The organism is Aquisediminimonas profunda (assembly GCF_019443285.1).
GTDB lineage: Bacteria > Pseudomonadota > Alphaproteobacteria > Sphingomonadales > Sphingomonadaceae > Aquisediminimonas > Aquisediminimonas profunda.
On sequence record NZ_CP080327.1, the window covers coordinates 762,546 to 784,236 of the forward strand.

The window sequence follows — 21,691 nt, forward strand, 5'->3', positions numbered from 1 at the left end:
ATGTTGGCCCATCGATCGCTCCGTGATGAATTGATGGACGATCCGGCTCTGGACCTTGCGACATATGCCGCTGTCCTGGGCGATCTTTCGCAGGTCAATACAATAACCATGGCACGCAGGCCGACGCTTGGTTTCCTTGACCGCGCGCTGCGCGGAGCCAAGACATTCCGGCTGCTCGATGTCGGGTTTGGCGACGGAGACATGCTCCGGGCGATTGCGCGCTGGGCAGCGAATCGCGGGCTCAAGGCTGAACTGGTCGGTATCGACCTCAATCCCCGCAGCGAAACTGTGGCACGTGCTGCCACGCCTGCCGGGTTGGACATCGACTGGCGAACGGGCGACTATGCCGACCTTGCTGGAGAACCGTGGGACTTTGTCGTGTCCAGTCTCGTTGCACACCACATGACGCACGATCAGCTGATCGCTTTCCTGCGCTTCATGGATCGGCATGGCTCAAGAGGCTGGTTCATCAACGATCTGCATCGCCATGGCTTTGCCTATTTGGGCTTTCCGCTGCTTGCCCGATTGTTTTTCTGGCATCCGATCGTCCGTCATGATGGCCAGCTGTCGATTGCGCGGTCCTATCGTCCCGCCGAATGGCCCCCGCTGCTCAAGGAAGCAGGTATTGCACGCGCGCGCGCCTATCGCGCCTTTCCCTTTCGGTTATGCGTCGAAACGATCCGCTGATCGTCGGCGGCGGCCCGGCCGGGACCTCCGCTGCGATCTCGCTTGCCATGGCCGGGGTGCGTCCAGTCCTGCTTGAGCGACAGCGGGTAACCGGAGATGCTCTATGCGGCGGTTTCCTGAGCTGGCGGACGCTTCAATCGCTGGAACGACTGGGCATAGAGGGTCTGGAGGGCCATGACATCGATCGGTTGCGGGTCTTTGCCGGACAGGCGACGGCCGAGGCTCCCCTGCCGCACAAGGCCCTTGGCATTTCGCGACAGCAACTCGATTCTCTCTTGCTGGCGCGGGCCGAAGCTGCGGGCGCGGGGATTGAGCGCGGTGTTACAGTGCGCGAATGGCACGACGGCACTTTGGAGACTGCGGATGGCGCCTCGCTGAAGCCCGAGACGCTGTTCCTTGCAAGCGGCAAGCATGACATCCGCGGTCTTGCGCGGCCGCGACAGGACCCGGGGAACCAGACCCTGGGCATTCGCGTCCGGCTGGCGGCGCATCCCTCTTTGGCAAGGCTGGTTGGCGGTGCGGTCGAACTGCACATGTTCGAACGGGGCTATTGCGGTGTGGAACTGCAGGAAGGTGAGCGAGGCAATCTGTGTCTCGCAGTCCGCAAGTCACGGCTTGCGGACTATGGCGGCGACCCGGAGGTCCTTCTGGCGGCTTGGGCGGCGGAAAGTCCCGCCTTTGGTGAACGCCTCGCGTTTCGTGAAAAGGGCTGCGACGCCATAGGCGCAGTCCCCTATGGCTGGATCGCGCGCGCGACGCTGCCCGGCGTTTTTCGGCTGGGAGACCAGTCCGCCGTGATTCCGTCGCTGTCCGGTGAAGGCAATGGCATTGCCCTGGCCAGCGGCATTCTCGCCGCCAATGGCTGGCTGGCTGGTGAAACTGCTGACCGCTTCCAAACTCGCCTCGCCAGAGCGACGACGCGCCCGATCGGCATAGCCTGCTGGCTGTGGCATTGGGGCGAGCGCAAGGATACTGCCCGATTGATTGCGGGCGGCGTCCGTTTTGCGCCCTGGCTGGCTGGCCGATTTGCCGAATGGACGCGGATTTCCCATTGATTGTGATCCATTGGTCTCCCACATTGAGGACATGGAACGACTCAATCTCAGCGAAGCCGAATGGCGGGAACGTCTGACACCGGAACAATTTGCCGTGCTGCGGCAGGCCGGGACGGAACGCGCCTTTGCCGGAAACCTCAACTACAACAAGGCGTCAGGCCGCTATGATTGCGCCGGATGCGGCAATCCCCTGTTCGAAAGCGACCGCAAGTTCGATTCGGGGTCCGGTTGGCCGAGCTTCACTGCGCCCGTGGGTCCGGACGCAGTGACCGAACATCGTGACATCAGTCACGGCATGGTGCGCGTGGAAGTGCGCTGTGCAAGGTGCGATGGGCATCTTGGCCATGTCTTTCCCGACGGGCCGCCAGAAGATACGGGGCTGCGATACTGCATGAACAGCGTCGCGCTTGATTTCAAAGGCGCGGAAAAAGGCTGACTCTTGCGGGCGAGTCCCGTGCGCCCTATCATCGCTGACCAATGGCTCGCCGCAAAACCGCAAATCCTGCCCGACCTTGGTATGTCAGGGTCCTTCGCTACACCCTCTTCGCTGGATTGGCAGGGCTCGTCGCACTGGCAATTGCCGTGGGTGTCGCCTGGTCGACCCTTCCATCCTATGAGGAATTGAAGCAATCGCCCAACGGACAGATGATCCGCGTGCATGCGGCGGATGGCACCGTCATCATCTCACTTGGCCCCAGTTTTGGCGCCTGGCTGCCCTATTCCGCCATTCCCAAGGTGATGACTGACGCCATGGTGTCGGTGGAGGACCGGCGTTATCGCTGGCATCCCGGCGTTGACCCACTTGGCATAGCCCGGTCAATGATCGTCCGCGTCGAAAAGGGGCATTTCACGCAGGGCGGCTCAACCATAACGCAGCAGTTGGCCCGCAACGTCTTCCTGACGAATGACAAGACCTGGACGCGAAAGATCCGCGAAATCATCCTTGCGCTCGCGCTAGAGCGGAAATTCTCGAAAGATCAGGTCCTCGAACTCTACCTCAACCGCGTCTATTTTGGCGGCGGCGCCTATGGCATCGATGCTGCCTCAAGGAAATTCTTCGGGCATCCGGCAAATCAGCTGAGTCTCGCCGAGGCCGCGATCATCGCGGGCCTGGTCAAGGCGCCATCCAACTATTCGCCGACCGCAGATGCCAAGGCCGCGATCGGCCGCGCGGGTGTCGTACTGGCCGCGATGCAATCGGCCGGAGTGGTCACCGCAGCCCAAGTCCAGGCTGCCGATCCGGCCAATGTGAAATTGGCACCGGAACAGAACAGCACGTCTGTTCGCTATTTCACCGATTGGGCCCTGCCGCAGCTCGAAACCCTGATCGACGAAAGCGAGGCACCGATCGACGTCTGGACGACGATCGACATCAACATGCAGCGAGCTGCAGACGCCGCGATCCGGGCCAATGCCCCTCCGGGAACTCAGGGCGCCTTGGTTGCGATCGACAGGGACGGCGCTGTCCGCGCGATGGTTGGCGGAACCGATTACGTCACATCGATTTATAACCGCGCAACCCAGGCTGTTCGTCAACCGGGATCAGCGTTCAAGCTTTTCGTCTATCTCGCTGCGCTGGAAGCTGGCTTCAATGCCGAATCGCCGGTGGTCGATGAGCCTGTGGACATCAACGGCTGGCGGCCACGCAATTCCAACGGCCGATTCGCAGGGGACATGAACCTGCGCACGGCCTTTGCCTACTCGGTGAATACAATTGCGGCCAAAATTGGTGCCGAAGTCGGGACATCAGCCATTGCCGGCATGGCGCAGCGTCTGGGAATCACGACACCGATCAATACCTTGCCATCGATGGTCCTCGGGACATCGGACGTTCGCCTGATCGACATGACCCGGGCCTATGCCTCTGTTGCATCGAAGGGCGTCGCGATTGTCCCTTATGGCATTGTCAAAGTCACGACGGACAAGGGCGAGGTTCTCTATGAGCATGAGCCGGATCTTTCGCGGGTGCTGATCCCGCCTCAGGTGGCAGCAGGCATGACGGACTTGCTGCAAACGGCGGTCAGCGTCGGCACGGGCAAGGCCGCACAAATCGGACGGCCCGTCGCAGGCAAGACCGGAACGACATCATCCAACAAGGACGGCTGGTTCATGGGCTTCTCGAGCGGATTGACGACCGGCGTGTGGATGGGGCGGGATGACGCCCGCACGGTTCGTGGCCTGCAGGGCGGGACAGCGCCTGCCCGGGCCTTCTCCGCTTTCATGCGGGTCGCTGTGGCAAACCGGAAGGTCGAGCCATTCGACACGCAGGTCACTTTGCCGGAATGGCAGCTCGAACCCGATGAAGAGACCTACTTCGGCGGGCCGGACAACGGGGTATTTGTCGATGCCGACGGAAACCCGGTTGGCAGCCCAGAGGCAACGCCGGAAGGCGTGGTCGCGAATCCGGGTTCACCGGACGATAGTGGCAATCCCCCTTCTGAACTCCTCCCTCAGGGTGATCGTCCAAACCAGTGAAGTTTCGCGCCGTGCGTTCGAAGCCACCGGCGGGACGGCGCTGGATCGTCACCCAACAGTTCAGCAACCAGTGCATGAAAATGTGGCCCGTGATTCATATGGACCCGATGCGCGACCTCATGTGCGACAGTTGCGCGGCGCACCGATGCGGGGGCGAGGATCAAGCGCCAACTGTAACGCAGATCTCCTGACGGCGAACAGCTGCCCCAGCGCGAAACCGGATCGCCGACACCGACACGACCAAGCGTGACGCCAAGACGTCGAGAAAGTTCGCGGCTTTCTGCCTCCAGAACGATCTTGGCTTCGGCCTTCAGCCAACGCAGCACACGTCCGGCAAGTGTATCCAACGGCCCCCCCACCTGCACGACAGACCCCGATTTGCGCGGTTTACGCGGATAATGTTCCGACCAGTCGAGCGTGACGCTGGCTCCGGCGAGTGGCAGGGTCATTCCAGGGCGTATGGGCTGTGGCTCCGGCAGCGCCGCTAGCTGGGCTTCGACCCAACTGCGTTTCGACTCGGCCCAGCGCTGTGCCTCGGCAAGCGCGGCCCGCCGCGGAATGGTGAGGCGCACGTTGCCATCACTGGGGCTGACAATGAGGCGCATCTGTCGCGCGCGCGGCGAACGGACGACAATCAGGGGGCGCACATGCTCTCCTCCCGAAAAGACCGGTTCGGCCTCAGCCTTCGATGATATGATTTTCCAGATCGCCTGCATCGTCTTCCGATATTGTCCATCCCCTCACCGAGGCTCCCGCGCGATGGACAGCTTCGCGGTCGCCGCAAACCAGATAGTGCCATTCCGGAAGTGGCTTGCCCTCCGCCCGCAGAACATAAGCACAGGTTTCAGGAAGCCAGTCCATTGTCTTGAGGCGGGCAGGTGTCAGCCGGATGCATTCCGGCACATAGGCATGCCGGTGCTTGTAATCTGAACACTGGCCGCTGCGTCGATCCAGCAGACGGCAGGCGACATTGGTTGGATGGAGTTCGCCGGTTTCATCATCTTCAAGCTTGTGGATGCAGCATTTGCCACACCCGTCACACAAGGCTTCCCATTGGGCCCGGTCGAGTTTCTCGAGGGCCGCATCTTCCCAGAAACGCCCGCTCATTTGACCCAGCGCCCAAGCTCCCCGGCAATTTCCTCAGGCGATCCGGTTTCGGGAATGAGCGCAATCGGCTCGCCTGCAGGGCCATAAAGCGTTGACGAGCGGCTATGATCGACAAGGTAGGTGCCAGGCGTTGCGCCGGGACTCTTCTGAAAATAGACGCCATAGGCTCTCGCAACTGCGGCAATCGCCTCGGGTGAACCGGTCAGGCCAATCAGGCGCGGGTGAAAGGCCTTGGTGAAGGAACCAAGCGCCGCCGACGTATCACGTTCCGGGTCGACAGTAATAAACAGCGGCTGAACCTTTGCTCCACGCGCCGGATCCTGCTTTTCAAAGGCCTTGAGGCCCAGCATCAGCTTCTGCACGTCGACCGGACAAACATCCGGACAAAAGGTATAGCCGAAATAGACGAGCCGGTATTTGCCCCTGAAGTCGCTATCATGAACGGTCTTGCCGTCTTGATCGAGCAGGGTGAATGGACCGCCGATTTTTGCACCTTCGAGCGGGGCCTTTTCGGGTTGGCTTTGGCCGCATGCGGCGAGCAGAAGCAGCGGAAGCAGAAATAGAAATCTGTTCATCATCTTGGCAGCCTTGCTTTGTTAAGCGGCTCTGCGCAAGAAGCGGGGAAAAGGCAACAAGGCATGACGATGTTAAAATCCCTCAAGGCGATGGCGCTGCTCGGGCTGCTTGTTCCGGGCGTAGCCTTTGCGCAGTTTTCGGACAGCTACAATTTCCTGAAGGCCGTCAAGGACCGGGATGGAAACAAGACAACCGAAATCATCTCAAAGCCCGGCAATGTGATTATCGACACACGGGATTCCACAACCGGTGAAACAGCGCTCCACATCGTGACCCGCGAACGCGATGCCACCTGGATGCGATTCCTGCTGTCCCGCGGTGCAAAGACCGACATGCGCGATGCGCGCGGCAACACACCGCTCATGATCGCGGCGCAGATCGGCTTTCTTGAAGGGGCCCAGGCACTTCTGGCGAAGCGGGCCAGTGTCGACCTGACAAACAGCTCTGGCGAAACCCCGCTGATTCGTGCGGTCCAGAATCGTGATTCAGCGATGGTCCAACTTTTGATGGCCAACGGTGCCAACCCCAACAAGGTTGATTCGGGCGCTGGCCTCTCTGCGCGTGACTATGCCATCCGCGACCGCAGATCAGCAGCAATTCTGAAGCTTTTGGAAACGACAAAACCTGCGACAACGACGCCCAAGGCTGCGGGGCCAAACTAAAAGGCAGTATCGTCCTCTGCTTCGATCGAGACCAGCAATCGTCGGGCAGCTCGGCGCGCGAAGCGAAGCGTTTCAACCTTGCGACGGGCCGGTGCCAGCATCGTGCTTTGCGCTTCGCGCAGGATGGCCGCATCGTAGCGATCCGCGACTATCAGCCCCGTGCGTTCCGGCATCAAGGACGGCCGTTCCATCAGGCCAAGATCAAAGCCCTGGGGCACTGCCCAAAAATAACGGTCGCAATAATCAAGATAGTCGGGCCATTTCGAGTCGCCAAGCAGATCTGCCTTCGAAACCTTGATTTCTACAATGGTCACCAGCCCCTTTGGCGAAAGAGCGAAGAGATCGGCCCGGCGGCCATTGCCCAAAGGCACTTCGGCAATGCTCAGCAAGTCGTGCCGCAAGAAGAGGCGCGAAACACCGCGTGCGACATCTGCCGCGACCAGCCTGTCCTCGGGGCCATAGTCCATGGAATCCATGGCTGCGCCATAGAACAAGTCAGGAACGAAATCGAGGGCTTTTGCGAATCAGCGATAGAAGACGTGGTTGCCGATTGTCGCGACCCGGTTCAGGCGCCAGCCCGGCGAAACGCGGCGCGCATGGAAATAGAGCGCGCTGCCAGCCGTGGAATTCCACATGTCATTGCCCGCAATCTTGGCAATTGCGACGGCCTGCTGCCAGTAATGGCTGCTGCGTGCGATCGGGGGGAAGCTGTTGCCCCTGACGAACGAGAATTGGCTGGGCTGGAAAACCACGCCACAAACCGACGATGGAAAGCGCCCGGAACGGGCACGATTCATGATCACCTGAGCAACCGCAAGCTGGCCGTCAAGCGGCTCGCCCTTGGCTTCGAAATACACTGCGCCGGCCAGGCACTCTTCTTCACGGCTCGACGTTTCCGAGCCCGCATGCAGAGCCACAAGCTGCGACAAGGTCACGCGCGTCTCGTCACCAGCCAACGGCGATTCGGGTGTTTCGGGAATAATGGTATAATCAACGGGCGTTTCGCCCTCTTGGGCGGCTGCCTCATAAACCGCACCTGGCAGCAATGAGCTCCGCTCTGCTTCAACAACATCTGCCGCCCCGAAAGCCGAGGCCGCGCCGGATCCGCTGAGCGCGGCCACGGCAAAAATCGAAAGGGCCGCACAAATAGCGGTCCGCTTCAAACGACTCATCTTCACACTTGCTTGTGCAGTGGATGGTCTGGCCGAAAACCCCAATACCCGGTTTTCGCGATCATCCCCTGTCTACGTCCCTGTCCAAAGCCCTACAACATTTTGGGTGACGACAAGGCTACGCGCCTACATATGGACAGCGCCTCTGATTGTGCATCGCAACAGAGTCAAGCGCCGGATAGTCTATCCGCGACGAACCGTTCCGCATCCGGGACGTCCAGTTCAATAATCCAGAGGTCTGGGTCGCGCGATTGCCGGCGATCAAGATATTGCTGAAGTAACTCTTTGTTTTCAGCATCTTGAGGGCCCGTTCGAGTCCACACATAGGCTCCTGATGAGTCCAGCAGGCGCTCGAAAAGTGCGAAAAACTCTCCCTTTTCAAGGATCTGGACGAGAAGTGCACCGGACGTTGCATCTCCCTTCGCAATGATAGCAGCAAAACCTCCGATTTGGCCCGCCAGGCGCACCAGGGCGCTGGCCACCATTGTGCTGGTCAAGCGCGCGTCGCTCATATGGCGAGTACCACGCGACAGGGCGCGTCATCACACAAAGAAAACAGGACAGGACTCGGAGTGTGCATACCGCCATCAGGCGGCATGGCGCTCTTCCTGGCCTGCGAAAAGGGCATAGACCGCGTCATCCGACCCTGCGCCGCGAAGCTTGGCGACGAACCCCGGATCTCGGAGCCAGCGACTGACCTGCGCAAGCGCTTTCAAATGTTCCGCGCCGGCATCCGGGGGGGACAGAAGGCAGAAAACCAGATCGACCGGCAAATCATCGATGGCTTCGAAATCGATGGGCGGTTCAAGGCGCGCAAAAGCCGCAACAATGTGCGCAAGGCCCTCGATCTTCCCGTGCGGAATTGCCACGCCCTTGCCGAAGCCGGTCGATCCCAGGCGCTCCCTTTCGGTCAGACGCTCGACGACTTCATTTGGATCAAGACCATATTCCCGCTCGGCAAGAGTGCCGAGTTGCTGAAACAAGGCCTTCTTGTTCGGTGCGTTTACTGCCGATGCAACTGCGCCCGCACTCATCATGTCGCCGAGAAAACCCATATGATATCCTAATTCTGCAATGCCGGATCAAAGTCAGTCGGCTCTTTGGGGTTCGACCCAGCCAATCGTGCCGTCGCCACGGCGGTACACCATATTCAGGACGCCGCTGCCACTATTCTTGAACAGCAGGGCATTCGTATTTCGAAGATCAAGCATCATCACTGCGTCCGAAACCGTAGCATCGGGAATATCGACTCGTGTTTCGGCAATGATAAGGGGAGCATCACCAACTTCTTCTGCATCTTCCGCAGCGTTGAAAACGGTGTAGCCCGCATTGGTTTCGATAACCGGCAATGCGTCGATCCCGCCACCCGTCCTGTCCTTCAGCCTGTGCTTGTATCGCCGAAGCTGGCGCTCCACCTTGTCAGCGGCGCCGTCAAACGCCAGATGCGCATCCTGCGCAGTGTGCGAGCCCTTGAGGACAACGCCCTGCATGACGTGCGCCACAATATCACAGCCAAAACCATGGACAAAGGGCCCCTTGCCGAAGGTGACGTGAGCCGACAGCGCGCGCGAGAAATATTTGCTCGCAATCGCCTGCAGCCTATCGTTCACATGGGTGCGAAGTGCATCGCCGGTATCGACCTGATGCCCTGAAACGCGAATTTCCATGCTTGACCTCCAATCAGAGCGGCGCGCTCTAGGCGCGCGCCGCGTCGTCGTCAATTGCTACCGATTCCGGTGGTGTATTCTTCTGCCAAAGGGCCATCGAGCCACAAGGGGTTGGCCAGAAGTTCAATGAATTTGCGATGGCGTATGCGCTCCTCCTCCGTGGCTTGATGCGGACGGGCCGGACGAAACGCAGGCTTGGCAGCCGCAGATGCCGCCCCAGCACCAAGTGCGTCGCTCGAGCGTTCTTCTGCCAGTGTGTCTGCAAGGGACAGCCCGATCTGTCGTCCGCCTGTGAGTTCGACATAAATTTGCGCGAGCAACTGGGCATCAAGAAGGGCCCCATGCTTGACCCGGTGACTACGATCAATGCCATAACGCGTGCACAGCGCATCAAGACTGTGCTTGGCACCGGGATGTCGGACGCGGGCCAGAGCCAGCGTATCAACCATTCGGGATTCCGATATGTGGAGCCGCCCGCAGGCGCCGAGTTCATGATTGAGGAAGGAAAAGTCGAATCGGGCATTATGGGCAACCAAGGGAGAGTCACCGAGGAAATCGAGCAATTCTTCAACTCTGTCTTCAAACAATGGCTTGTTGGCCAAAAAGGCATCCGAGAGACCATGCACTTCCTGAGCGGCCGGATCCATCGGCCTTTCCGGATTGAAATAGGAATGAAAGCTGTTGCCGGTTTCGACGCGATTGACGAGTTCGATGCATCCGATTTCAACCATGCGATCACCGCTGGCCGGGCTCAGTCCGGTCGTTTCCGTATCAAAGACAATCTCTCGCATTCCGTGAACGATTATCGACCCTTCTTGGCGCGGAGGCAAGCGACAAGCCGCCGAACCTGGGCTTCGGTCTCATACTTGAGGCAGCCTGTCGTGATCACATAATCGGCTCGGCGGCGCTTTTCTGCGTCCGGGGTCTGAAGGGCAAGGATCCGGCGGAATTTTCCCGGCGTCATTCCGGAACGCGCGAGGACCCGCTTGCGCTGCATCCAGGCCGGCGCGGAAACCACAACTACTGCATCCACAGCCTTCCATCCCTTTTTCTCAAACAACAACGGAATATCGAGCACGACAACCGGCTGTGAGCGGTGCCGCCTGAGCCAGCGCGCGCGCATACGGCCGACAGCAGGGTGGACAATTCGTTCAAGGGCCTTGAGCTCATCCGGCTTGCCAAAGACAGCGGCGCCGAGTTTCGCACGATCGACGCCGGCGGGCCCGGTCGTCCCGGGAAAGCGTGCCTCGATCGCGGGCAGCAGCACACCACCCGGCCCTTGCAACACATGAACGGCTGCATCCGCATCGAACACCGGCACGCCCGCCCGGCGGAACATGGCCGTGACAGCCGATTTGCCCATTCCGATGGACCCGGTGAGGCCGAGGATTTTCATTGCACCAACTTTGCCCGAAGTTCCTCGTCATATCCCTCCGGCGGCGGGACATCGAAGAACAGTTCGAACGCCAGCGCTGCCTGCCCCACCAGCATTTCCAGGCCATCGACTGTTTCAAGCCCGCGATCTCTCGCCGCACGCAACAGGGCAGTTTCGAGCGGGGCATAGACAATGTCATAGACAATCGCATTGTCCGGAAGCGGCGACAGATCGAGCTGAAGCAAGGGCTGCCCTTTCATCCCGAGAGGGCTGGCATTGATCAGGAGCGCGGCTGGCGGCAGCGACGAAGCGAGCGGCTTGACCTCGCCTTTCAGGCCGAACCGGGCAAGCAAACCGGCCGCCTTCAGGGCGTTGCGCGCCAGCATCGTGATCGGCCCGGCACCGACCTGTGCCAGCGCAAACAGGATGGCATTGGCAGCCCCGCCGCTTCCAACAAGGATGACAGGAGCTCCCTCCAGCGGGACATCGAGTATCGGCCCCAGGAATCCTGCCGCATCGGTGTTCGTGCCAAAGAGCCCTCCGCCCGGCCCGCGTGCAACCGTGTTGATGGCCCCGATCGACTCCCTGATACCGCCCGGATCGGAGACATGCTCGAGCGCCGCGATCTTGTGCGGGATCGTGACATTGCAACCGCACCAATTGGGGTCTTCTCCCCTTTCGGTGAAATATCGCCCTAGCCCTTCAGGAGGGACTCGCGTGGCACGATATGCCGCATCAATGCCAAGCTTCTCGAGCCAGAAGTTATGGATCAGGGGTGATTTCGAATGGGCAATCGGATCGCCAATCACTTCTGCATAGCGCCCTGTCATGCTGGCAATATCTCCTCCGACCTCAGATAGGCGAGCAGCGGCAGCAAGGGCAGACCCATTATGGCAAAGTGACCCCCTTCGATCTGCGAAAAGAGTTGTATACCGAGCCCTTCGATCCGGTATCCGCCTACGCAACCAAGCAAGACATCACCTTCGGATTCAAGATAATCTGCGATGAATTGATCCGACAATGTCCGCATTGTCATCCGCACAGATTCGCGGTTTCGCCACACGATCTGCCCTTGTTGAGCAATGACCATTGCACTGTACAGTGAGTGTGTCTTTCCGGACAGCATGCGGAGCTGTTCCGCAAGGGTCGAGAGGTCCGGCGGCTTGTCGAATTCCAGGCCGTTTTCGAGCGCCAGTGTCTGGTCACAGCCCAGAACCAGATCTTGCGGACGCCTTTCTGAAACCTCCAAAGCCTTCAATTCTGCAAGTGCATCGGCAATGGCGGATGGACCCAGCCCTCGCGCCCTGAGTGGCGCCTTCGCTGCCGCTTCGTCAATCGATGCTGACATGACGTCATGCGGAACCCCCGCCTGTTCGAGCAACGTGCGGCGTCCAATGCTCCCTGAAGCAAGGACGAGCATCAAGCCAAGGCCTCGCCAGCATGGCGTTCATTGTAGAGATTGATAATGGCAGCCGCTGCCTCCTCAATCGAGCGGCGTGTCACATCGATAACCGGCCAGCCATTGTCGGCAAACATGCGCCGCGCATAGGCCAATTCGCGCTGCACTGCCTCCTGGTCGACATAATCAGTGTCTGGCATCTGGTTCAACGACAGGAGCCGGTTTCGTCGGATCTGGACAAGCCTGTCCGCACTTGTCACTAATCCGACCACAAGCGGGTGCTTCAGGCTGAACAGGTTGTCGGGCGGAGGCGATTCCAGGACGATCGGAATATTGGCTGTCTTGTAGCCCCGATTGGCAAGGTAGATCGAGGTTGGCGTCTTGGAACTGCGCGATACGCCGGCAAGAAGAATGTCTGCCTCTTCCCAATTCTCATGACCTACGCCATCATCGTGCGCGATGGTGTATTGTATGGCCTCGACGCGGGCAAAATAGGCCGCATCAAGCATGTGCTGTCCACCCGGCCGGGCCTTTGCGGTCTGGCCGAGCATCTGGGAGAGAGCGTGGACAACAGGATCAATCGCAGCAACCATAGGCAAGCCGAGAGCACGACATTTGGCTTCAAGGGTCCTGCGCACATCGGCGTTGACCATCGTATAGAGAACAAGTCCGGGGTTTTGGGCTATATCGACCATGATCCTGGTCAAATGCCCTTCGGAACGGACCATTGGCCAGAAATGCTTGATGGTTTCAACGGAGTCGAATTGCGCAAGCGCAGCCTTCGCCACAGTTTCGAGCGTCTCTCCGGTCGAGTCAGAGACAAGGTGGAGATGAAGGCGGTTCACGCTGGACGGCAGGATGTGGACAACATTGGGGATAGGGCTACTCCAAAAACCTGCACATATCCAAGCCCGCAATTCAACCCCATGCCGCCGGATTCCGTCCACAGGTCTTTCAACAACAACCCGATTTCATCCACCGCCTGTGGATTACAGGGACAGCTCGCGCGACTCGCAGGGTTTTCGGGGGCAACGGATCGCGGGGAGTGTTGGCAATTTGCGGGACAACGCATAAACCCGGTGAACCTTGCCACTAACAACAACTACAATCCTCTTTAATATAGAAATGATTCAGTAAGCATGGCCGACATGACGAAGAGAACCTTGCTGGCGACACTAAGGGGTGAACACCAGGCAACGCCGCCAATATGGCTTATGCGTCAGGCTGGCCGTTACCTCCCCGAATATCGTGCCCTTCGTGCAAAGAAGGGCGGATTTCTCGAACTGGTCAATGATTCGGCTGCAGCCGCAGAAGTGACACTCCAGCCGATCAAACGGTTCGGCTTTGACGGTGCCATACTTTTTTCCGACATATTGGTTGTGCCTCACGCAATGGGCCAGAACCTGTGGTTTGAGGAGGGCGAGGGGCCAAGACTTGCCCCCAGACTCGTCGATCATGCACTCGAGACACTCACGGCTGTCCCGCAGAGGCTTGATCCCGTTTACGAGACCGTCCGACAGGTTCATGCAGGGCTTGCCGCACAAACAACGTTTCTGGGCTTTGCAGGGAGTCCATGGACAGTTGCGACATATATGATTGCAGGGCAAGGCAGTCGCGAGCAGGCAGAGGCGAGGCGCTTTGCGTATCGCGATCCGGTCGCGTTTCAGGCCCTTGTCGATGCAATCATTGGTGTGACGGTCGATTATCTTTCAGGCCAGATCAAGGCAGGCGTCGATGCTGTCCAGTTGTTTGACAGTTGGGCTGGCAGCTTGAGTCCGGCGCAGTTTGAACGGTGGGTCATCGCGCCCAATGCGACAATTGTCTCTCAATTGAAGGCGCGCCATCCGGACACGCCGATAATCGGTTTTCCCAAGGGCGCTGGCGGAAAGCTTCCGGCTTATGCGCGCGAAACGCAGGTGGATGCGCTTGGGCTGGATGAGACAGTCGATCCGGCATGGGCCGATGCAAGCCTGCCAAAGTCTCTTCCGGTGCAAGGCAATCTCGACCCGCTCGCCCTGATTGCAGGAGGCGCTGCTCTGGAAACCGCTGTCGAGCGACTCTTGAGCGTTTTCGCGGACCGTCCGCACATATTCAATCTGGGCCACGGCATCCTTCCCGACACGCCGATCGAAAATGTGGAGGCCTTGCTGAGGATGGTACGCGGATGATCGGGTTTCTGGGCAACGCCTATCCTTGGGTCAAATCAGCCCATGTCATATTCGTGATCTTCTGGATGGCGGGGCTGTTCATGCTCCCTCGGTTTCTGGCCTATCATCAGGAAGCTGACCCTCTGTCTGCCGAAAATCAGATCTGGGCCGAGCGTGAACGTCGGCTGATCAAGATCATCCTGAACCCATCGATGATCCTGGCCTGGCTGTTCGGCCTGCTGCTTGTCCTCGATACTGGTGCCTTTGGGCAGGGCTGGTTTCACCTGAAGTTTGCGGTTGTTCTGGGACTATCCGGTTTTCACGGCTGGATGGCCGCCTATAGCAAGAAGCTGGCGCAAGGATCCCGAACCTTGACCAGCAAGACCTTGCGGATGCTCAATGAAATTCCGGGCATTGCGGCGGCGATTGTCGTTATCATGGTCATTGTTCGTCCCTTCTGAAAGGAGAGGACCATGCGCGTTCTCGAACTGCTGCTTTTGTTGGTTTCCTTGAGCCTTCCTGTCGCGGCAGTCGCCGACACGGGTCACCAGGTCTTTCTCGACCAATTATTGGCTGAGGTTCGTGCAAAGGATCAGCTTCCGGCTGCGGCGGTGATGATTCAGATCGATGGAAAGACTGTTGCAAGTTCGGCGCAGGGGCTGCGCGCGATTGGACATCCGGACAAGGTATCGCTTCAGGACCCATGGGAGCTTGGATCGGATACGAAGGCCATCACGGCAACCATGATTGCCCGCCTAGTCGACAAGGGGTTGCTGCGGTTCGAAGACCGGCTGCAGGATTTGCTCCCCGATTTGGCTACGACGATGGACCCGGCCTATCGCTCGGTTACTCTGGTGCAGCTGCTTGGCCATACGGGCGGACTTCCACCCTTGACGGACGATGCCGATCTTCCCGAATTCAAGCGGGTCATTGCAACGGCCAAGGGTGTTCAGGCACAGCGACAGGCTATTGCCGGTGCTTATCTGGCAAAGCCGCCCGCATCTCCTATCGGCGAATTTTCATATTCGAACATCGGCTATATCGTTGCCGGTGCGATAGCGGAACGACGCACGGGAAAAAGTTGGGAGAGTCTCGTCAGGCGGGAAGTCTTCAAGCCGCTTGGTATCCACCAAGGGGGCTTTGGCACTCCCGGTCATGCGAAGAAGATTGATGCGCCTTGGGGGCACAAGGAAAGTGGCGGTAAGCTGGTTGCGCTGAACCCCAATGATCCTGAAGGTCAGGATCCGCTAGCCATTGGCCCTGCCGGAACGATCCATATGACCTTGGCTGACTGGATGCTGTTTGCGCAGGATCAACTGGATGGCGCGCATGGACGGGGGCGGCTCCTGTCTCCTGAAACCTATCGCATCCTTCACACGCCGGTCAGCGAACATTATGCCTTGGGCTGGGGCGTGAAGCTTGACGATCAGGGCAAGCCGCTGCTGCTCACGCACAGTGGAAGCAATGGGTATTGGATTGCAGATGTTCGCATCATGCCCAAGCACAATATCATCATCCTCTTCGTCAGCAATTTGGGCAGCGAGGCCGCCAATCGGGCAATCCTGGATCTTGGCAAGCCACTGCGGGATCGCTTGAAGCCATTCGATTAGTCGGCGATTTCGTCAATTCTTGACTTCGTGATACTGCTGACCTAATTCCCCTGCATCCGCTGGGCCGTTCGCGCCATTCAGCAGCTTATTTCAATCCCTGATTTCGCTGTTCGCGGTTCTCCCAAAACATTCCATACGGAATCCAAGACATGCATTTGAAAGAACTTAAAAAGAAGACCCCGGCAGAACTCGTCGAAATGGCGGAAGAGCTGGGCGTTGAAGGAGCATCAACGCTCCGCAAGCAAGACCTTCTGTTCGCGATCCTGAAAGTGGAAGCCGAAAACGGCACGCAGATCATGGGCATGGGTACGATTGAGGTGCTGCAGGATGGCTTTGGCTTCCTGCGCTCGCCTGAAGCCAATTATCTCGCTGGTCCTGACGATATCTATGTCTCGCCAAACCAGGTCCGCAAGCACGGTCTGCGCACCGGCGATACCGTCGAAGGCGAAATTCGCGGGCCGAAAGACGGCGAACGCTATTTCGCGCTGAACAAGGTCACGGCGATCAATTTCGACGATCCCGATGTCGTCCGGCATCGCGTCAATTTTGACAACCTCACCCCGCTCTATCCGGATGAGAAGCTGCGGCTGGATACACTGGATCCGACGGTCAAGGACAAGTCGGCACGCGTGATCGACATCATCTCTCCGCAGGGCAAGGGTCAGCGTGCACTGATTGTTGCGCCGCCCCGCACCGGCAAGACGGTGCTGCTTCAGAACATTGCCAAGGCCATCACCGATAATCACCCCGAGGTTTTCCTGATCGTCCTGCTGGTCGACGAACGGCCAGAGGAAGTGACAGACATGCAACGATCGGTGAAGGGCGAAGTCGTTTCTTCAACCTTCGACGAACCGGCACAACGCCATGTCCAGGTTGCCGAAATGGTCATCGAAAAGGCCAAGAGGCTTGTCGAGCACAAGAAGGACGTTGTCATCCTGCTGGACTCGATCACGCGCCTCGGCCGCGCCTACAACACGGTTGTCCCGTCATCCGGAAAGGTACTGACCGGCGGTGTCGATGCAAATGCGCTGCAGCGTCCAAAGCGCTTCTTCGGTGCAGCGCGCAATATTGAGGAAGGTGGTTCGCTTTCGATCATTGCCACGGCCCTGATCGATACGGGCAGCCGGATGGATGAAGTGATTTTCGAAGAATTCAAGGGCACCGGCAATTCGGAAATCGTGCTTGACCGCAAGGTTGCAGACAAGCGCATTTTCCCAGCGCTCGATGTCGGAAAGTCAGGCACGCGCAAGGAAGAGCTGCTTGTCGAAAAGGGCAATCTCTCGAAGATGTGGGTGCTTCGTCGTATCCTCATGCAGATGGGCACTGTTGATGCGATGGAATTCCTGCTCGACAAGATGAAGGATTCGAAGACAAACGAGGATTTCTTCGATTCAATGAATCAGTAGGGTCAGACCGTGATCCTTGAGCATGCGTTGCTGCAGGTCGTGGTGGGCCAGGAAGCGGCGTTCGAGGCCGCGCTGGTCGAAGCGAAGCCGCTCATTGAGGCTTCGCCCGGCTTTCGCGGGATCGAGGTCAGACGGGGATGCGAAGCGCCGGGGCTCTATCTTTTGATTGTCCAATGGGACACAATTGCTGATCATCGGGACGGGTTTCGCAAGTCGGATCGTTATCAGCAATGGCGCTCCCTGTTGCACCCCTTCTATGATCCAATGCCGACGGTTGCCTATTTCGGAGATGTCTTGTGATCGATTTCGCTGACGTATTCACGGCGGCAGGCATGGCAACACTGTTGCAGGTCATCCTGATCGACCTCACCATGGCAGGTGACAACGTCGTGATCATGGGAACTCTTGCTTCGGGTCTTCCTGCCCGGGACCGACAGCGCGTCCTGATGTTCGGCGTCGGCATGGCGCTGGTGTTTCTCATCGCCTTTGCACTGGTTGCGACCTGGCTTCTGAAAATTACCGGGCTTTTGCTGGCAGGTGGACTCTTGCTGCTTTGGGTCGCGTTCAACATGTATCGCGAGCTCCGCCCGGCCAATATTGTCGTTGCTGATGATCCGGGAACGCTCGCAGTCGAAGGGCCGCCGCCGACCAAGACCTTCCTCCAGGCGGCAATCCAGGTGACGCTTGCTGACCTTTCCATGAGCCTTGACAATGTTCTGGCTGTAGCAGCGGCTGCACGCGAGCATCCTACCGTTCTCTTCTTCGGGCTCGCGTTTTCGGTCACTCTTATGGGCTTGGCGGCCAATCTCGTTGCCAAGCTTGTCCAGCGCTATCACTGGATCGCCTGGATCGGATTGCTCGTCATTCTCTACGTTGCGCTCAAGATGGTTTGGGAAGGCGCACACCAGGTTGCTCCGATCATTGTATCCTCGGTCGTCTGAGGCCATAGACAAGCGATGGACCTGACCACCTTATTCGAGCCAGCAGCGCTCACAGCGTTTTTCGAGATATTGATGATCGATATCGTCCTTGCGGGCGACAACGCGATCGTTGTGGGTGCGCTTGCTGCCGGATTGCCAGAGGCTGACCGCAAGAAGGTCATCATGCTTGGCGTGCTTGCAGCGCTGGTGCTGCGCATTGTCTTCGCGTTGACCGTCAGTCAGCTTCTTGGGATTGTCGGCCTCGTCCTTGCCGGCGGTTTTCTGCTGCTTTGGGTGGCATGGCGGATGTACCGCGAATTGCGTCACAGCGGGGAAAGTGCGGGATCTCCGGAAATTGAGGGGGATGAGCATTCGGGCATTGCCGCGCGTAAGAGCTTTGCGGCAGCCGCGTGGAGCGTCGCTCTCGCTGATGTCAGCATGAGTCTGGACAATGTCCTGGCGGTCGCAGGAGCGGCGCGTGAGCATCCGAATGTGCTTGTGATCGGCCTCATCCTCTCGGTTATTCTGATGGGCGCGGCCTCAAATGTCATCGCCAAATATATCGAGCGCTATCGCTGGATTGCGTGGATCGGCCTTGCAGTCATTGTGTGGGTTGCGGGCAAGATGATCTGGGACGGATGGCACGATGTCCATCCGCACCTGATGACTTTCATTGGTCGCTAGCGCAGGTTGTTTGCGAAGAAATCGACAGTTCTAGCGTCTGCGAGACGTGCCGCGCCTTCGTTCCGCCGCGTTCCCATTTCAGCTGCGAAGCCATGATCCAGGCCCGCATAATCGTAAAGTGTGACCTTGGGGTGGTTGTCCAGACCTTCATGGATCGCTGCTTGCGCTTCGGGCCCGACGAAATGGTCTGCGGTTGGGATATGGAGCATCAACGGGTGAGCAATCGCGTGAGATTCGCCCAGCAACTGGTCAATCATGACACCATAATAGCCGACGGATGCGTTGATGTCTGTCCTGCAGGCTGTGAGATAGGCCAGCAGGCCACCAAGGCAGAATCCGACCGCACCGACCTTTTGAACGCCGCGGGCACGAATAGCGTGGATCGTTTCTTCAATATCTACGATCGATTTGTCTGTGCCCTTGTCGGCGCTATACTGGCCAAAGAGAGTCAACGCTTCCTGGAACTCGGATTCGACATCGGGGTTGAGCTCAATTCCGGGACGGATTCTCCAAAAAAGATCCGGTGCGACTGCCAGATAACCAAGCTTCGCCCAGTTATCGCATTTCTGGCGAATACCCGCATTCACACCAAATATTTCCTGGATGACGATGATCGCCGCGCGCGGCGTTCCCTGCGGTTCGGCCATATAGGCGGAGAAATCGCCAATCTGGATCGTGCTCATAGCAATCGTGTCCTTATTCCATGGGAGTGTACAGCTTCAAAATCGATCAGCCAGGCCTTTGTTTCAGGGCCGGCTCCGGCAGAGTAATATTCGCGACCTGACGATGAAATGACCCTATGACACGGGATAATGATCGGAAACGGATTGGACTTGCAAGCCTGACCGATTGCCCGGGCAATCGTTCCCGCCCGCAGCGCAACTGCGCCGTAAGTCTCCGTCTCGCCAAAGGGAATGGCGGCAATTGCGCAGCGCAGTTGGTGAGCCTCCGGCGAAGTAGCGGCTTCGAGCGGGAGATCGAAGAATTTGCGCTGACCGGCAAAATAGTCGCGCATTTGCTCGACCGCGCAGTCAAGGGCAGAATTCTGTCGATCTGCCACTTCTTTCCCGGTTCCCGGAAAGATCCGAACTGACGTCAGGGCGTCATCCCTTGCCACAAGTTCGATCATGCCGATCGGTGTTTCGATACGGGCAGTTGCGGGCGCGGCGCACATGCGGCAAGGTTTAGCACCGGGCCCAATGGAGACCAGCCATGAAATTCAATATCGACGTCGATTGCACCCCAGAAGAGGTCCGCCGCCTGGTTGGCTTGCCTGATCTTTCCGGTGTGCATGAAGTCTATCTCAATCAGATGAAGACCGTCATGACCAAGGGGCTGACGCCGGACATGGTCGAAGGGATGGTGCGGAATTGGGTTCCGATGGGGGGACAAGGCGTTGATTTCGTCAAGGACTTGATCGGTCAGTTTTCCGGCGGCGACGGATCGGGCAAGAAGAAAAAGGATTGAGCCTGTCAACACGCGATACGATCTTTGCCTTGTCCAGCGGCTTGCCGCCCGCGGGCATCGCGGTTGTCAGGATTACCGGTCCGCAAGCCGCCACCGCGCTTGAGACACTGGCTGGCAAACTGCCTGAACCACGGCGAGCAGTCTATCGAGCACTCCATGACGATCACGGCACCCTGCTCGATCACGCACTCATTCTGTGGTTTTGCGGCACCAGGACCGCAACAGGCGAGGATCTGGCGGAGCTTCACCTCCATGGAGGGCGAGCCGTGGTATTCTCTGTTCTCGACGCATTGCAGCAGGTTCCCGGTCTTCGTCCTGCAGTGGCCGGAGAGTTCACGCGCCGGGCTTTTGAAAATGGACGAATCGACCTTTCGGAAGCCGAAGGCCTTGCCGACCTTCTCGCGGCCGAAACGGAAAGCCAACGCCAATCTGCCCTGACGCTTGCGGAGGGCGGGCTGGGCCGCAAGGTTGAAATCTGGCAAAGCGAGCTGTTGAGGCTTTCAGCGCAGGTTGAGGCGGCATTGGATTTTTCCGACGAGGATGATGTCGGGGACGCATCAGCTGTTCGCGCACATTTGGCAATGCTGGCAGACGAGATGGCAAGTCTCTTGGCCGCGCCGGGTGCAGAGCGGTTGCGCGATGGCATTCGCGTTGTTCTTGCTGGTCCCCCGAATTCAGGAAAGTCGAGCCTTTTCAATGTATTAGCAAATCGTGAGGCGGCGATTGTCTCTGATATAGCCGGCACGACGCGCGACAGGATCGAGGCAGTCATTGCGTTGGACGGCGTGCCTTTCGTCTTGATCGACACAGCCGGCTTGCGGGAAAGCGACGATGCCATTGAGGCTATCGGTGTGGCCCGCGCCGAAGATGCCCTGGCATCCGCCGATGTCATACTCTGGCTCGGGGACGCGGCGAGCACCCCTTCTGGTGCACTGCTCGTGGCCGCCAAATCGGACCTGGACGCGGGACGGCTCGGCCTTCCGGTGTCCGTCGTGTCGGGCGAGGGCATTGCACAGCTGAAGTCTGAACTGCTGGTGCGCGCGCGCGGTCTGCTGCCCAAGCCGGGCGCTCTCGCACTCAATCGCCGCCACAAGTCCATTTTGCGGGCAGTCGGGGATTCACTTGTGCGGGCGGCAGCCGAAGATGATCTCCTGATCGTTGCCGAGCACCTCCGCCAGGCGCGAAGTGAGCTAGACCGGTTGACCGGTCGATCCGGCGTGGAGGATATGCTCGACGCATTGTTTGGCAGCATGTGTATCGGGAAATAGGATGTTTCACGTGA

The 21,691-nt window shown here is 58.8% G+C and carries 29 protein-coding genes; 14 read left to right on the top strand and 15 right to left on the bottom strand.

What is annotated here, in order from left to right:
• Genes K0O24_RS03840 through K0O24_RS03855 form a run of 4 tightly spaced genes read left to right on the top strand, consistent with a single transcriptional unit; the run spans window position 1 to window position 4,217 of the window.
• Complete coding sequence (locus K0O24_RS03840; protein ID WP_219894525.1) at window positions 1–687, top strand: methyltransferase domain-containing protein; 687 nt, start codon at window positions 1–3, stop codon at window positions 685–687.
• A complete protein-coding gene (locus K0O24_RS03845) occupies window positions 666–1,742 on the top strand; it encodes an NAD(P)/FAD-dependent oxidoreductase (RefSeq protein ID WP_219894526.1) in 1,077 nt (358 codons plus the stop codon). The genes K0O24_RS03840 and K0O24_RS03845 overlap by 22 nt, the downstream gene beginning before the upstream one ends.
• Window positions 1,743–1,773: 31 nt before the next feature.
• Window positions 1,774–2,178: a peptide-methionine (R)-S-oxide reductase MsrB gene (gene msrB, locus K0O24_RS03850; RefSeq protein ID WP_219894527.1), complete on the top strand. Its 405-nt coding sequence runs from the start codon at window positions 1,774–1,776 to the stop codon at window positions 2,176–2,178.
• Between the two features lie 41 nt (window positions 2,179–2,219).
• On the top strand, window positions 2,220–4,217 hold the full coding sequence (locus tag K0O24_RS03855) for a transglycosylase domain-containing protein (protein WP_219894528.1): 1,998 nt from the start codon (window positions 2,220–2,222) through the stop codon (window positions 4,215–4,217).
• On the opposite strand, the gene K0O24_RS03860 is transcribed toward K0O24_RS03855, so the two are convergent.
• The 3 genes from K0O24_RS03860 to K0O24_RS03870 are packed head-to-tail and all read right to left on the bottom strand — an operon-like array spanning window position 4,193 to window position 5,899.
• A complete protein-coding gene (locus K0O24_RS03860) occupies window positions 4,193–4,933 on the bottom strand; it encodes a M48 family metallopeptidase (RefSeq protein WP_246611119.1) in 741 nt (246 codons plus the stop codon). The genes K0O24_RS03855 and K0O24_RS03860 overlap by 25 nt on opposite strands.
• Window positions 4,896–5,324 carry a YcgN family cysteine cluster protein gene (locus K0O24_RS03865; RefSeq protein ID WP_219894529.1) on the bottom strand — a complete coding sequence of 143 codons (429 nt, stop codon included), beginning with the start codon at window positions 5,322–5,324 and terminating at the stop codon, window positions 4,896–4,898. The genes K0O24_RS03860 and K0O24_RS03865 overlap by 38 nt, the downstream gene beginning before the upstream one ends.
• The gene (locus tag K0O24_RS03870; protein WP_219895454.1) at window positions 5,321–5,899 is read right to left on the bottom strand and encodes an SCO family protein; all 579 of its coding nucleotides are present in this window, start codon (window positions 5,897–5,899) and stop codon (window positions 5,321–5,323) included. Before K0O24_RS03870 ends, K0O24_RS03865 begins: the two co-directional genes overlap by 4 nt.
• A 63-nt stretch (window positions 5,900–5,962) precedes the next feature.
• On the opposite strand from K0O24_RS03870, the gene K0O24_RS03875 reads away from it, so the two are divergent.
• Window positions 5,963–6,562 carry an ankyrin repeat domain-containing protein gene (locus tag K0O24_RS03875; RefSeq protein ID WP_219894530.1) on the top strand — a complete coding sequence of 200 codons (600 nt, stop codon included), beginning with the start codon at window positions 5,963–5,965 and terminating at the stop codon, window positions 6,560–6,562.
• Here K0O24_RS03875 and K0O24_RS03880 read toward each other — a convergent pair.
• From K0O24_RS03880 to K0O24_RS03925, 10 genes are all read right to left on the bottom strand, one after another.
• Window positions 6,559–7,038, bottom strand: coding sequence for an MmcB family DNA repair protein (locus K0O24_RS03880; RefSeq protein WP_219894531.1), 480 nt, complete (start codon window positions 7,036–7,038; stop codon window positions 6,559–6,561). The two genes, K0O24_RS03875 and K0O24_RS03880, sit on opposite strands and share 4 nt — an antisense overlap.
• 48 nt (window positions 7,039–7,086) lie before the next feature.
• A complete protein-coding gene (locus K0O24_RS03885; RefSeq protein WP_219894532.1) occupies window positions 7,087–7,734 on the bottom strand; it encodes a cell wall hydrolase in 648 nt (215 codons plus the stop codon).
• 167 nt (window positions 7,735–7,901) lie between these two features.
• On the bottom strand, window positions 7,902–8,246 hold the full coding sequence (locus K0O24_RS03890; RefSeq protein WP_219894533.1) for a DUF1491 family protein: 345 nt from the start codon (window positions 8,244–8,246) through the stop codon (window positions 7,902–7,904).
• Between the two features lie 75 nt (window positions 8,247–8,321).
• Window positions 8,322–8,789 carry a PTS sugar transporter subunit IIA gene (locus tag K0O24_RS03895; RefSeq protein WP_219894534.1) on the bottom strand — a complete coding sequence of 156 codons (468 nt, stop codon included), beginning with the start codon at window positions 8,787–8,789 and terminating at the stop codon, window positions 8,322–8,324.
• A gap of 33 nt (window positions 8,790–8,822) precedes the next feature.
• Complete coding sequence (gene hpf, locus K0O24_RS03900) at window positions 8,823–9,401, bottom strand: ribosome hibernation-promoting factor, HPF/YfiA family (RefSeq protein WP_219894535.1); 579 nt, start codon at window positions 9,399–9,401, stop codon at window positions 8,823–8,825.
• A 50-nt stretch (window positions 9,402–9,451) separates the two neighbouring features.
• Entirely contained in the window at window positions 9,452–10,192 is a 741-nt protein-coding gene (dnaQ, locus tag K0O24_RS03905) for a DNA polymerase III subunit epsilon (RefSeq protein WP_219894536.1), read from the bottom strand.
• Window positions 10,193–10,203: 11 nt separating this feature from the next.
• On the bottom strand, window positions 10,204–10,797 hold the full coding sequence (gene coaE, locus K0O24_RS03910; RefSeq protein ID WP_219894537.1) for a dephospho-CoA kinase: 594 nt from the start codon (window positions 10,795–10,797) through the stop codon (window positions 10,204–10,206).
• Complete coding sequence (locus tag K0O24_RS03915) at window positions 10,794–11,606, bottom strand: shikimate dehydrogenase family protein (protein ID WP_219894538.1); 813 nt, start codon at window positions 11,604–11,606, stop codon at window positions 10,794–10,796. The genes coaE and K0O24_RS03915 overlap by 4 nt, the downstream gene beginning before the upstream one ends.
• Window positions 11,603–12,196, bottom strand: a complete 594-nt coding sequence (locus K0O24_RS03920; RefSeq protein WP_219894539.1) for a Maf family protein — start codon at window positions 12,194–12,196, stop codon at window positions 11,603–11,605. Before K0O24_RS03920 ends, K0O24_RS03915 begins: the two co-directional genes overlap by 4 nt.
• A complete protein-coding gene (locus K0O24_RS03925) occupies window positions 12,196–13,020 on the bottom strand; it encodes a pyruvate, water dikinase regulatory protein (protein ID WP_219894540.1) in 825 nt (274 codons plus the stop codon). Before K0O24_RS03925 ends, K0O24_RS03920 begins: the two co-directional genes overlap by 1 nt.
• 294 nt (window positions 13,021–13,314) lie before the next feature.
• Between K0O24_RS03925 and hemE the strand changes: the two genes are divergently transcribed.
• The 7 genes from hemE (at window position 13,315) to K0O24_RS03960 (ending at window position 18,942) form a co-directional block, all read left to right on the top strand.
• Window positions 13,315–14,343 carry a uroporphyrinogen decarboxylase gene (hemE, locus tag K0O24_RS03930; protein WP_219894541.1) on the top strand — a complete coding sequence of 343 codons (1,029 nt, stop codon included), beginning with the start codon at window positions 13,315–13,317 and terminating at the stop codon, window positions 14,341–14,343.
• Window positions 14,343–14,783, top strand: a complete 441-nt coding sequence (locus K0O24_RS03935; RefSeq protein ID WP_219895455.1) for a CopD family protein — start codon at window positions 14,343–14,345, stop codon at window positions 14,781–14,783. The genes hemE and K0O24_RS03935 overlap by 1 nt, the downstream gene beginning before the upstream one ends.
• Before the next feature lie 12 nt (window positions 14,784–14,795).
• Window positions 14,796–15,932: a serine hydrolase domain-containing protein gene (locus K0O24_RS03940; protein WP_219894542.1), complete on the top strand. Its 1,137-nt coding sequence runs from the start codon at window positions 14,796–14,798 to the stop codon at window positions 15,930–15,932.
• 149 nt (window positions 15,933–16,081) lie between these two features.
• On the top strand, window positions 16,082–17,338 hold the full coding sequence (rho, locus tag K0O24_RS03945) for a transcription termination factor Rho (RefSeq protein ID WP_219894543.1): 1,257 nt from the start codon (window positions 16,082–16,084) through the stop codon (window positions 17,336–17,338).
• 9 nt (window positions 17,339–17,347) lie between these two features.
• Window positions 17,348–17,638, top strand: a complete 291-nt coding sequence (locus K0O24_RS03950; RefSeq protein WP_219894544.1) for an antibiotic biosynthesis monooxygenase family protein — start codon at window positions 17,348–17,350, stop codon at window positions 17,636–17,638.
• Window positions 17,635–18,279, top strand: a complete 645-nt coding sequence (locus K0O24_RS03955) for a YjbE family putative metal transport protein (protein WP_246611120.1) — start codon at window positions 17,635–17,637, stop codon at window positions 18,277–18,279. Before K0O24_RS03950 ends, K0O24_RS03955 begins: the two co-directional genes overlap by 4 nt.
• 15 nt (window positions 18,280–18,294) lie before the next feature.
• Complete coding sequence (locus K0O24_RS03960; protein WP_219894545.1) at window positions 18,295–18,942, top strand: YjbE family putative metal transport protein; 648 nt, start codon at window positions 18,295–18,297, stop codon at window positions 18,940–18,942.
• Here the strand turns inward: K0O24_RS03960 and K0O24_RS03965 are convergent.
• Both K0O24_RS03965 and K0O24_RS03970 read right to left on the bottom strand, forming a co-directional pair.
• Window positions 18,939–19,625 carry a dienelactone hydrolase family protein gene (locus tag K0O24_RS03965; protein ID WP_219894546.1) on the bottom strand — a complete coding sequence of 229 codons (687 nt, stop codon included), beginning with the start codon at window positions 19,623–19,625 and terminating at the stop codon, window positions 18,939–18,941. The genes K0O24_RS03960 and K0O24_RS03965 overlap by 4 nt on opposite strands.
• Entirely contained in the window at window positions 19,622–20,116 is a 495-nt protein-coding gene (locus K0O24_RS03970; RefSeq protein WP_219894547.1) for a methylated-DNA--[protein]-cysteine S-methyltransferase, read from the bottom strand. The genes K0O24_RS03965 and K0O24_RS03970 overlap by 4 nt, the downstream gene beginning before the upstream one ends.
• A gap of 38 nt (window positions 20,117–20,154) precedes the next feature.
• Between K0O24_RS03970 and K0O24_RS03975 the strand changes: the two genes are divergently transcribed.
• Both K0O24_RS03975 and mnmE read left to right on the top strand, forming a co-directional pair.
• Window positions 20,155–20,409 carry a DUF6489 family protein gene (locus K0O24_RS03975; protein ID WP_219894548.1) on the top strand — a complete coding sequence of 85 codons (255 nt, stop codon included), beginning with the start codon at window positions 20,155–20,157 and terminating at the stop codon, window positions 20,407–20,409.
• 2 nt (window positions 20,410–20,411) lie between these two features.
• On the top strand, window positions 20,412–21,677 hold the full coding sequence (mnmE, locus tag K0O24_RS03980; RefSeq protein ID WP_219895457.1) for a tRNA uridine-5-carboxymethylaminomethyl(34) synthesis GTPase MnmE: 1,266 nt from the start codon (window positions 20,412–20,414) through the stop codon (window positions 21,675–21,677).
• Window positions 21,678–21,691 lie beyond the last annotated feature (14 nt).